9 protein-coding genes are annotated in these 11527 nt (G+C 42.4%); 4 read left to right on the plus strand and 5 right to left on the minus strand.

The window, feature by feature from the left end; translation table 11 throughout:
• Positions 1-72: 72 nt before the first annotated feature.
• Complete coding sequence (locus ACIG3F_RS15530; RefSeq protein ID WP_396470467.1) at positions 73-669, minus strand: hypothetical protein; 597 nt, start codon at positions 667-669, stop codon at positions 73-75.
• A gap of 65 nt (positions 670-734) precedes the next feature.
• A complete protein-coding gene (locus ACIG3F_RS15535) occupies positions 735-3629 on the minus strand; it encodes a valine--tRNA ligase (RefSeq protein ID WP_396470469.1) in 2895 nt (964 codons plus the stop codon).
• Between the two features lie 175 nt (positions 3630-3804).
• Here ACIG3F_RS15535 and ACIG3F_RS15540 point away from each other — a divergent pair, with 175 nt between their 5' ends.
• Both ACIG3F_RS15540 and ACIG3F_RS15545 read left to right on the plus strand, forming a co-directional pair.
• Positions 3805-4476, plus strand: a complete 672-nt coding sequence (locus ACIG3F_RS15540; RefSeq protein WP_396470471.1) for a hypothetical protein — start codon at positions 3805-3807, stop codon at positions 4474-4476.
• Positions 4477-4496: 20 nt separating this feature from the next.
• The gene (locus ACIG3F_RS15545; RefSeq protein WP_396470473.1) at positions 4497-5303 is read left to right on the plus strand and encodes an SDR family oxidoreductase; all 807 of its coding nucleotides are present in this window, start codon (positions 4497-4499) and stop codon (positions 5301-5303) included.
• Between the two features lie 18 nt (positions 5304-5321).
• Here ACIG3F_RS15545 and ACIG3F_RS15550 read toward each other — a convergent pair whose 3' ends face one another.
• On the minus strand, positions 5322-6428 hold the full coding sequence (locus ACIG3F_RS15550; RefSeq protein ID WP_396470475.1) for a GGDEF domain-containing protein: 1107 nt from the start codon (positions 6426-6428) through the stop codon (positions 5322-5324).
• 343 nt (positions 6429-6771) lie between these two features.
• Between ACIG3F_RS15550 and ACIG3F_RS15555 the strand changes: the two genes are divergently transcribed.
• Positions 6772-8046 (plus strand): glutaminase, encoded by a 1275-nt coding sequence (locus tag ACIG3F_RS15555; protein WP_396470477.1) that lies wholly within the window; start codon positions 6772-6774, stop codon positions 8044-8046.
• Between the two features lie 124 nt (positions 8047-8170).
• Here ACIG3F_RS15555 and dhaK read toward each other — a convergent pair whose 3' ends face one another.
• The gene (gene dhaK / locus ACIG3F_RS15560) at positions 8171-9901 is read right to left on the minus strand and encodes a dihydroxyacetone kinase subunit DhaK (protein WP_396470479.1); all 1731 of its coding nucleotides are present in this window, start codon (positions 9899-9901) and stop codon (positions 8171-8173) included.
• Positions 9902-10223: 322 nt separating this feature from the next.
• Here dhaK and ACIG3F_RS15565 point away from each other — a divergent pair, with 322 nt between their 5' ends.
• On the plus strand, positions 10224-10586 hold the full coding sequence (locus ACIG3F_RS15565) for an endonuclease domain-containing protein (protein WP_004730319.1): 363 nt from the start codon (positions 10224-10226) through the stop codon (positions 10584-10586).
• A gap of 92 nt (positions 10587-10678) precedes the next feature.
• On the opposite strand, the gene ACIG3F_RS15570 is transcribed toward ACIG3F_RS15565, so the two are convergent.
• Positions 10679-11449, minus strand: a complete 771-nt coding sequence (locus tag ACIG3F_RS15570; protein ID WP_396470481.1) for a hypothetical protein — start codon at positions 11447-11449, stop codon at positions 10679-10681.
• Positions 11450-11527: the final 78 nt, after the last annotated feature.

Below are 11527 nucleotides of genomic sequence, written 5' to 3' on the forward strand. Positions count from 1 at the left end.
ATTTACGGAATTAGGTCGACCACTTACCCGAGTTACGCCTTAAATTTAGCTCAATTAGGGGCGCTTTGCATTTCAAATCTTTGTGCAACAAAGCCTTGTTGAAACAGTAAGTAAAACCTCTTCTAATATTTTTAATAGCTTGTTTCTATTTTTAATCTCAAATGTGAGTTTTACGTTTCCTTTAATATTTAGGAAATCGAATAATATTTTTATTTTTTTCAGAATTGATGGTTGCTCAATCGATTTAATGGCAACAAAAGGTAATATTTTTTCTAAATTAAGAGTATATGGTCGAGATAAATTGACTGGTAAACCATAATTGATAAAAATTCTATAAAGCTCTGATTTGAAATAATCAACATCAGTCTCAATAGGTGTTTTTTTTATCTTATGTAAATCTGAGTGTTCGATATTTGTTAGTTTAATGTATTTAGGATTAAAAAAATCAGGGAATTTATTGTTTAAAGTATTTGATATTGCAATAATTTTATTGAAGTTATAGGCTGGTGAATCTAGAGTTGTACTAATAATTGAATTCAGTAATCGACTTTTACCAGTTGCATTATTACCAGTAATAATAGTAAAAACATTTTGAAAGGGTTTTAGTCTGCTGGCATTACAGAAGTTCAGAGTCTTTTTATGAAAATTATAAGTTTGTATGTATGGCATATAAATGTATAAAGGACTGAATAATCAGCCCTTTATACTACAAATTAGATCAAACTAACAACACATTAAAGCGCTGCAATCTGCTCCATATTCGCTTTAATCTTCGCTAACTGGTCAGCAAACTCAGCAAGTTTTACTTTCTCGCCTTCAACCACAGCCGCAGGTGCTTTTGCCACAAAACCTTCATTCGAAAGTTTATTGGCAATTTGATCATGCTGTTTTTGAACCTTGTCTAAGTCTTTTTGCAGACGACCCAATTCCGCTTTCGGGTCAATCAAGCCCTTCATTGGAACGTAAACAGATACGTGACCCACTACAGAAGAAGAAGACAATGGTGGTTGCTCGCCATCAGCCAAGAAGGTGATGCTTTCTACTTTCGCCAATGCTTTAAACAATGCTTCAATACGAGTGATCTGTGCTTTTTCAGCTTCGGTGGTGTTTTGCAGAAGAACTGGTAATAAACGCGCATTACCTAGACCCATTTCACCACGGATGTTACGTACCGCACCAATCAAACCTTGAAGCCATTGCATATCTGCTTCAGCTTGGTCGTTCATCAACGCTTCATCAGCAACAGGGTACTGCGCAAGCATGATGGTTTCGCCAGTAATGCCAAGTTTAGGTGCAAGCGTTTGCCAGATTTCTTCAGTTAAGTACGGCATCAACGGATGCGCAAGACGTAAAGACGCTTCCATTACCGAAAGAAGAACACGACGAACTTCAGCTTTACGCTCTTCAGATACGTTTTCATCATTCAGAACTGGTTTAGTCAGCTCTACATACCAGTCACAGTATTCATTCCAGATGAACTCGTAAATTGCTTGTGCAGCCAAGTCTAAACGATACGTTGCAAACGCAGTTTGTACCGCAGCAGTCGCTTTTTGTAGACGGCTCACGATCCACTGTTCAGGTAATTCCCAAAGATCAGGACGTGCAGTTTGACCAACCGTTTGACCTTCAACATTCATCATCACGAAACGGGTTGCGTTCCAGATTTTGTTGGCAAAATTACGGTAACCTTCAACACGTTTCATGTCGAACTTGATGTCACGACCAGTGTTGGCAAGCGCACAGAAGGTGAAACGAACCGCGTCTGTACCGTAAGATTGAATACCTTCAGGGAATTCTTTACGGGTTGATTTTTCAATCTTCGCTGCTTGTTTCGGGTTCATCAAACCTGTTGTACGTTTTTGTACTAAGGTTTCAAGATCCACACCATCAATCAAGTCTAATGGATCAAGTACGTTACCCTTAGATTTAGACATCTTCTGACCTTCGCCATCACGTACCAAACCGTGAACGTACACAGTTTTAAATGGCACTTGTGGCGTACCATCTTCATTCTTCATGAAGTGCATGGTCAGCATGATCATACGTGCCACCCAGAAGAAGATGATGTCAAAACCAGTGACAAGCACATCAGTCGGGTGGAAGGTATTTAAGAAGTAGTTGGCTTTGTCTTTCGCTTCGTCGCCAGTCCAACCTAAAGTTGAGAATGTCCAAAGACCTGAAGAGAACCATGTGTCCAGTACATCTTCATCCTGGTTCAACTCAACATCGGCAGGGATGTTGTTTTTCGCCCGAACTTCTTCCTCGTTACGACCTACATAAACGTTGCCTTGGGCATCGTACCAGGCCGGAATGCGGTGACCCCACCACAATTGACGTGAGATACACCAGTCTTGGATATTGTTCATCCAAGCCATGTACATGTTGCTGTACTGCTCAGGAACGAAATTGATACGGCCGTCTTGAACTGCTTCAATCGCAGGTTTCGCAAGTGGCGCAATTTTTACATACCATTGGTCAGTCAGTAATGGCTCAACGATCACGCCTGAACGGTCACCGCGAGGTGGTTTTAATGTATAAGGTTGAATCTGGTCTAACCAGCCTTCAGCTTCAGCCTGTTCAACGATCTTCTTACGTGCCTCAAAACGTTCTAAACCAATGTAATCTGCAGGCGCAGGAATGGTTTTAGAAATCTGTTCGCCCGCTTTTGCGATGTATTCAAATTCAGCAAGAACTTCAGCATTTTTGTTGAAAATGTTGATGATTGGCAATTCGCAACGTTTACCCACTTCATAGTCATTGAAGTCATGCGCAGGGGTGATTTTTACACAGCCTGTACCGAATTCTTTGTCGACATATTCGTCTTTAACGATAGGAACTGCACGACCTGTGATTGGTAAGATTATATTTTTACCTACTAGATCAGCATAACGTTCATCATCCAGTGCAACCGCAACCGCAGTATCACCCAATAATGTTTCAGGGCGCGTCGTTGCAACCACGATGTGATCTTTACCATCGTGGGTGCGGAGTGACTTATCTTCAAAGAAATATTTGAAGTGCCAGAGTGAACCTGCTTCTTCTTTATCAGACTCAACTTCCAGGTCAGAAAGGGCAGTTTGCAGTTTTGGATCCCAGTTCACCAGACGTTTGCCGCGGTAGATCAGGCCTTCTTCGTGAAGTTTTACAAACACTTCTTTTACTGCGTTTGATAAACCATCATCCATCGTGAAGCGTTCACGTGACCAGTCAACCGAAGAACCTAAGCGACGGATTTGACGGGTAATGTTACCGCCAGACTGTTCTTTCCATTCCCAGACTTTTTCGATGAACTTTTCACGACCCAGGTCATGACGGCTAATCCCTTGTGCACCCAGCTGACGCTCAACCACCATTTGCGTTGCAATACCTGCGTGGTCAGTACCCGGTTGCCAAAGCGTATTTTTACCAGACATACGGTTGAAACGCGTCAAGGCATCCATGATGGCATTGTTGAAACCATGACCCATGTGCAGGCTACCAGTGACGTTTGGTGGCGGAATCATGATACAGAAAGATTCGCCTTTTTCAGACGGCTTAAAGTAACCACGCTCTTCCCAAGTTTGGTACCATTTTTTCTCGATCTCGGTCGGATCGTAGGTTGTCGCGATATTTTGCGCTGAGTCAGTCATAGTCTAAACAGATCAAAAGTGAATGAAAAATTGGATCTATTGTAGCAAAAAAAATAGTGCATGCGGCAGCTTAACCAAATGCAAACTTTAGCCAATTGGCATGTATAGCAACTCATCGTATGATAGATTGATAAAAAAACGCGACTCATCGCAGCATATCAAAAAGGATAATAAGATGAGCTATAACATTTCCCTGAAGCTTCAGCCCGAAACCCATCAGCGCTTTAAAGACCTGCATTCCCGATTAAATGCCGGCGAGCGAGACAGTCTGGCCAGACCCTTAGGTGAAAATCTGGCCGATATGGCCTGTGAAATTATTGACCAGATTTTTGGTCAGGTGGTGCAGTTGGCCAATTCACCGGACAGCGAGTCCGAAAAAGTGATTCAGCAGATTATGCATAACACCCGTAAATATATGCCGTGGTCGGTTTCGTTGTTTGGCAATGAGCGTCTGATGCCTATGGTGAACTATTTGCATCGCATGACCTATGAGCATCAAGGTGATGCTTTTGTTCGATATCCGGTGGAAAAATTGCTGGTGATGGAGTTGCTCGGCTGTATTGACCATATGAAAAATGGTAATCATCAATATGTATCACCCGCTTTAAAAGCCTTTACTCAGGTGGTCGATCAAGGGGTGACACATCTGATCCGTGAACCGAAAAAAATGTTGAAATTTAATGTGGTGGTCGATAAAACCTTGAATGGGGTGATTCATTTAACCACCCAGTTAGGCTATAAACGTTTTGACAAGCTCGGTAGCATCTATGATGCCGATACGATGAGTTATTATTTTGAGCATTTGCTGGCATTTCTGGAAGATGAAATGCAGCACCATATTCATTAAAACAAGGGAAAGAGGATTTCATGGCGAAAGTTGAAGACTTAAATGGAAAAGTGGTCTGGATTACCGGCGCATCTTCAGGGATTGGCAAGGCGATTGCCCAGCAATGTGCTGCACTTGGGGCACAGGTGGTACTGACTGCACGCCGGCATGAAGAACTGGAAAATGTTCGCCAAAGTCTCACCAATCCAGATCAGCATATTTCAGTCATTGCCGATATCACGGATGAAAGTCAGGTCCGTCATGCCTATGAACAGGTCTTGCAACAAAAAGGCCGGATCGACTGGCTGATTAATAATGCAGGTCTAAGTCAGCGCGCCCTGATTCAGGACACCACCATGCAGACTGAACGTGCCATTATGGAAGTGGATTATTTCTCGCAGGTGTTTCTCACCAAAATGGTATTGCCAACCTTTCTGGCACAAAAATCAGGTCGTATTGTCTTTATTTCCAGTGTGGCAGGTTTGCTCGGTACCCAGTATCGCGCTTCCTATTCCGCAGCCAAAGCAGCGATTCATATGTGGGCCAACAGTTTACGTGCAGAAGTGGCTGATCAGGGTGTTCAGGTTTCTGTGGTTTTTCCGGGCTTTGTTCAAACCAATGTGTCGTTTAATGCCTTAAACGGGGAAGGCAAACCGCAAGCCAAGCAGGATGAAGCGATTGAAAATGGTCTGTCGGCAGAGGATTTTGCCCGTCAAAGCGTACAAGCCTTGCAGTGTGGCGAAGAATATATTGTGATTGGCGGCAAGAAAGAAAAACTCGGTGTGCTGGTTTCTCGTATTTCACCCAAGGTACTGTACAAAATGATTCGCAAAACCAAGGTCAAATAATTTAAAGCCTGATCAAATTCAGGCAATTTTCTCTTGCGCGAAATGAACCTGATTACGGCCCATCTGTTTGGCCTGATACATGGCATGATCGGCCGCTAACATGGCTTCTTTAATTTGAGTAGGATCGTTGAAGAAGCTGACCCCGATACTGATAGTCAGGTAAATAAGCTGCTGTTCATGATGTAATGGGGTTTCTTCAAGCTGCAACCGGATCCGTTCAGCAATTTTAAAGGCGGCATCCTTTTGAATATCATGCAAGACGAGCAGAAATTCTTCACCGCCAATCCGTGAAACCTGGTCTTTGCCCCGAATATTGGCTTTAAATATCTGACTGATATGTTGTAAAACCAGATCACCGACCTGATGTCCATAACGATCATTAATAGCCTTAAAATGATCTAAATCAGCCATCAAAACTGCATGCTGTAAGGCCGGATTGGGATCTATTTTTTGAATATAGGCTTCAAAGCCACGACGGTTTAATAATCCGGTCAGCGGGTCGTGATGGCGCTCCCGTTGCAACTTTCGCACCAGATCCAAAATTGCACAACCAATGAATAAACCTAAAAAGATCAGATCAATCAGGAGCAGGAGCAGCTGCGTAAATGCCCATGCCGGTTCGTAATGGGCGACAAATCCCTGATCCTCAAGTAAAACAGAGAACAGCAAGGCACGTCCAATGATGATAAACACGGTCGCAAAGGTAAAAATTTTCAGGTAACTGTCAATACGTAAGCGTGTGCTCGTCCGAATAAAGGCAATTGGTCGGTGCAAATAAATTGCCGCAGTAATGCTACCAATAATCAGCAAACGGGCAGTCTGGTCAGCAGTCACTTGGGTAAAGTAGTAAATGCCAAACGCACCCAAGGCAATCAGGTAAATATAGTTTGGCCATACATAGTCGATTTTTAAACGCTCATAAATGGCTTTGCTGTGAAAGGTACAGGACAAGAAGTAAACAGCAGCAATTAAACTGGATATTTCCACCAAAACTGATGCCGATAAAACGGTATTGAGTAATATCGTCACGCCAATCAGAATCAGTGCATAAGCATAAGATCTTAAATAATTAGGTAAGCCTTTATAATAGGAAATACTCAGCGTGATGATCCCCAGGCTCGACATGATGCTGGGCACGAGTAGACTGTAAAAATTCAAATCCGGGATCAGCATGTTAGATTATAATGTGAGCAGGTGTGTGAATAATATCATTTATTGCGATGAAAAATATAAATAAAATTGACAATCAAACTGATCGAAATGACCTGTTGAACCGCTCGATATTTTATAAAAACTCAAAAAAATAATATCAAAATGCCCCTCATGCCTGATGATTATTGAGCTGAAAAGGCATTTGTTTTAGTCCAAATCGATGGACGTATTTATAAAATGCTACCAATTTGGACTTGTAGTTTTATCTTGAAAATTTAAGGTGGAAACAGGATAAAAATATAAAGGATCTATCTGAATGAAAACCCCGGTGCCCGATTATCTCCAGCATGTATTAACGGTTTGTCAGGATAATGATCAGGGCGCTTTGGCTGACTATATCCCTGAACTGGCAGCGGTAGATCCAAACAAGTTCGCCTTGGCGCTGACCACGGTGGATGGCACGATTTATTCCACGGGAGATGATGAAATCGAATTTACCATGCAGTCGATGTCCAAACCTTTTGCCTATGCCTTGGCATTGCAGCATCTGGGGATCAGCGCTGTGCTGGAAAAGGTCGGCGTTGAACCTTCAGGAGAGGCTTTTAATCAGATTTCACTGGATAAAGAAACCAATCTTCCTAAAAATCCAATGATTAACTCGGGTGCGATTACCACGCATTCTTTAATTCCGGTACAAAAAGGCATTTCACGTGCGGAATGCTTGCGCCGTTTTTTAAGTGAACTAGCAGGCCGTCAACTGGAATTCGACAAGCAGGTGTATAAGTCTGAAGTCAAAACTGCATTCCGGAACCTATCGATTGGCTATATGCTGCGTACTGTAGGTGTGCTGGATTCGGATCCTGTGGAAATCGTCAATGGATATATCAAGCAATGTGCGATTAAGGTGACGGTCAAAGATCTGGCAAATATCTGTAGTGTGCTCGCCAATGGTGGTGTTCAGGCCAAAACTGGCAAACAGCTGCTAGAGCGTGATGTGGTGCGCCAAGTGCTCAGTGTGATGATGACCTGTGGCATGTATGATGCGGCGGGTGACTGGCTGACTACGGTCGGCATTCCTGCCAAAAGTGGTGTATCTGGCGGAATTATCGGAGTATTGCCGGGGCAGGTGGGAATTGTGGTTTTTTCTCCTAAAATTGATGAGCATGGGCATAGTGTACGTGGCGTGGATATCTTCGAGCGTTTGTCACGTGACATGGGCTTGCATCTGATGGAAGGGACGCCATCGGCACAGACCATTTTGCAAAGTCGTTATACAGCAGGTAAGAACAATGACATTGTCGTGTATGAGCTGCGCGGTGTATTGCAATTTACCGAATCGGAAATGTTGCTGCGGATTTTGCAGGATGAGCCAGACGCTAAAACACGTATAGTCATAGACCTGACTAATTTAACTTTGATTCATGATGTAGGTGGACGCATGTTATTTGAAGGCGTCAAACGTTTACAAGCGAATGGACACAAAGTGGTGGTCATTGACTCAGAAGGCGTATTGAGTGAAGAGCAAGTGAAAGGCAATAAGCGGATAGTAGTGACAGAAGAGTTAGAGCGTTATTTGGAGAAGTTTAGTTAGACCATGTTCATGGGGATGAGCAATGCCTTTCATTACTGGTGTTTTTAAACTTGCTCAGTAGAGGAAATGAAATTTGAAAAAAGCCCCGAACAGTGTCGGGGCTTTTTTTTAAATCTTGCAAAGCTTATTTAATATGCTCGGCAATGTCCGTAAAGATCACGCCTAAGCCATGTGCACCAGCATCCGGATAGCCTAAGCTACGATCACCCACCGTACCGGCGCGGCCCATACGCGCCACGATCTCTTTGGTCGATTCTGCACCTTTTACCGCAGCCTCTGCACCAAGTATAAAGTTCTCTTTAAAAGGTTTGTCTGTATTGGCAGACCATGAATCTGCACAAGGAAACAAAGCATCAATCAGGGTTTTGTCGCCCACTACAGCGCCACGACCAAATGAACGCTCACCTGTCACTTGAATGCCTTTGACTGCTGCTTGAAGCATCTCGGCAAAATCTGCCACGCTTAGGGTTTGTTTCCCTTGAATGGTTTTACTGGCCGCACGGAATGCTGAACCCCAAATTGGACCGGACGCACCGCCACAGTGTTCCATAATAATCATGGAACTATTCAGCAGGAATTCATCCATGTGCTGCGCTTGAATCAGGCTTTGCCATTCGCGTTTCAGCTGTTTAAAACCTTTGGCAACACTCATACCAAAATCACCATCGCCTGCATGGGCATCCAGCTCGCAGAATGGCACTTCATTTTTGATAATACAGGCTGCCATCACATCGACCACATAACGCATATTTTCTATCGTGAATTGCTCATTCTGAATTTCAGCATGTTCAGCTTGGGTTTCAACTTCGGTATTGGCGGTTTGTTTTACTGCTGCATCTTGTGCTGCAAATTCAAATGGTAGAGCAGGCGAGCCGTCAAGCTTAAAGGCAGGGGTATTGGCTTCTGCATCCAGATAGATTTTCAGTTCATCATCCACAGCAAGCAATGAAACCGATGCACCATTCATGTCGATACTAGTCATGTAGTTGCCAACGAATGTGCGGTAAATCTTGATACCTTTACGCGCCAAATGTTCGCATACATCATTGTTAAACACATACAGTTCTTGCATTGGTGTTGAACCAAAGCCGTTGACCAGAACTGCAACTTCTTGCATGTCAGGACGGTCAAGGAATAAGTCATCGACCATACGTTGTGCCATTTCTTTCGATGGCAGAATTTTTTCACGACGAATGCCCGGTTCACCGTGGATACCGACGCCGTATTCCATTTCATCATCGGCTAGGGTAAAGGTCGGTGTACCTTTCGCAGGAACGGTACATGAGCTATAGGCAAAACCAAGGCTAATCACGTTATCTGCCGCTTTTTGTGCCACAGCTTTGACTTCCGCAAGCTCTAAACCTTTTGAGGCTGCTGCTCCTGCAATTTTGTGCACGAAGATGGTACCAGCAACACCACGACGACCGACAGTATAGAGGCTGTCTTTTACTGCGATATCATCCGCCACTTTGACGTAGTCGACCTTGATGCCATCTTCCGCAGCCAATGCAGCACCATTCTGGAAATTCATCATATCGCCAGAATAGTTCTTGATGATCATGAGCACGCCTTTGTCTGTTGCGACATGTTGCAGTGCTTTATAGACCTGAATTTGAGATGGCGATGCGAATACGTCACCACATACGGCAGCGTCTAACATGCCAGTACCGACAAAGCCTGCATGTGCAGGTTCGTGACCACTGCCACCGCCACTGATTAGTGAGACGTTATTGTGTTTTTCTTTACGTGAAATGATTTTATGCGATTCGGTAAATTGTAATTCAGGATGGGCAAGGACAAAGCCTTTGCACATTTCGACAACCAGGTTTTCAGGGTTGTTGAGGAGTTTTTTCATGGAGGAGGGCCTTCACGTATTCTGGGAGAGATCTAAAGTCTTATTATTATGGAAATGTTTGAAATTTGCTGACTTAAAAATGTAAAAACGAGCGATTTTAGATTGATGGGTTAGAAAAGGGGCGATTCTAATCCCCCCTAAATCCCCCTTTTACAAAGGGGGACTTTTCTTCGTTTTTATGAGGCAATAGAATTCGAGTAACTCCTTCCTTTGAAAAGGGGGGACTTGTCATGTGATTAAATAAATTTTGTGACACTTCCTCCCTGTTTAAAGGGTGAGAAGCAATGCTTCGCAAGGAGGGATTAAAAAAAAGAGAATAATAATGAAACCCTATAATAAAAATTTAAAACAAGCTTCGCGGGATTTACGCAATAACATGACCGATGCTGAAAAGCTGTTATGGTCACGGCTGCGGAACAAGCAAATTTTAGGTTTGCAGTTTTATAGGCAAAAGCCGATTTTGAATTACATCGTGGATTTTTACTGTCCTGCTATGAATTTGGTGATTGAGTGCGATGGCAGTCAGCACTTTACAAATGAAGGCTTAGAAGCGGATCGAGTCCGAGATGAAGCTTTGGCACATTTGAGTCTACGTGTTTTGAGATTTGATAATGGGCAGGTGATGGGGCAGATTGATGATGTAGTGGAAGTGATTTATCAATTTATTCGACAAGAATCTCCCTAAATCCCTCTTTAATAAAGAGGGACTTCACGCGAATTTTATGATGGTTTGGGATTCGTGATGTTCCTCCCTTTTTAAAGGGAGGTTAGGAGGGATTATTTAAATATTTCATCACCAAAAATATTATAGTCATGCATCATTGCTTCAAAAGATTTTGAATCGGCAGTTTTATCGAGATTATCTAAAGCAGCTTTTTCTACTTTCTCTTCTTGCTCATCAGACATAGTGTTTCTTTTTTCTTGTATTTCTAATGCTTTATTTCTCATGTACCCGAGCAAATATTCAGGCATTACTAGATTTGATGGTCTAGAAACCCCATGTTTTAATGAAACGCGACTTGCTCTCATTTTTGATGAGAGATTAGAACTCACAATTCCTAAAATTAGAAAAGTAGGGAGTTTAGTAAATAGATATATATCATTATCTCCTTGTAAGACATCTATACCAATACTTCGAAGAAAATATCTGTTTATATTGCTTGGTAAGTTTAATGATTTGGGAGGAGTATTAATTTCGGATAAGGGAAAGATATGCTGTTCGTATTGATGCAAATTATCTTGTTTACCTAAAAGGAAATTTCTTAAGTTAAGTTCAGCGAGATTAATTTGATCTATAAAATACTCGCTTTCGTCTTCAAAATTAGAATTCTTATTTTTTATGTAGATTAATGTTCTCCATGAAAGGGATGCACAGAATTTTGCTAACCAATCTTTATATTCGGTAACATAAATTTTTTGGTCTAAAAACGGTATGAACATTTTTTCAGAAAATTGTTTTTCCCAACTTGAAAAAAGAAGCTCACAATCGTTACATAAGAGGTAATCCTTAATAATATCTTGTTGTCTTTTGTTAGGGTCTGTTGACATTTCAAGTATAGAATTTACCCGATAAAGGTAGCCAAATAAATATACAAGCTAATGCAACTGCCCCCTCATAGCTACACT

It is taken from the genome of Acinetobacter sp. NPDC052428, assembly GCF_044547685.1.
Classification (GTDB): Bacteria; Pseudomonadota; Gammaproteobacteria; order Pseudomonadales; family Moraxellaceae; genus Acinetobacter; species Acinetobacter lwoffii_G.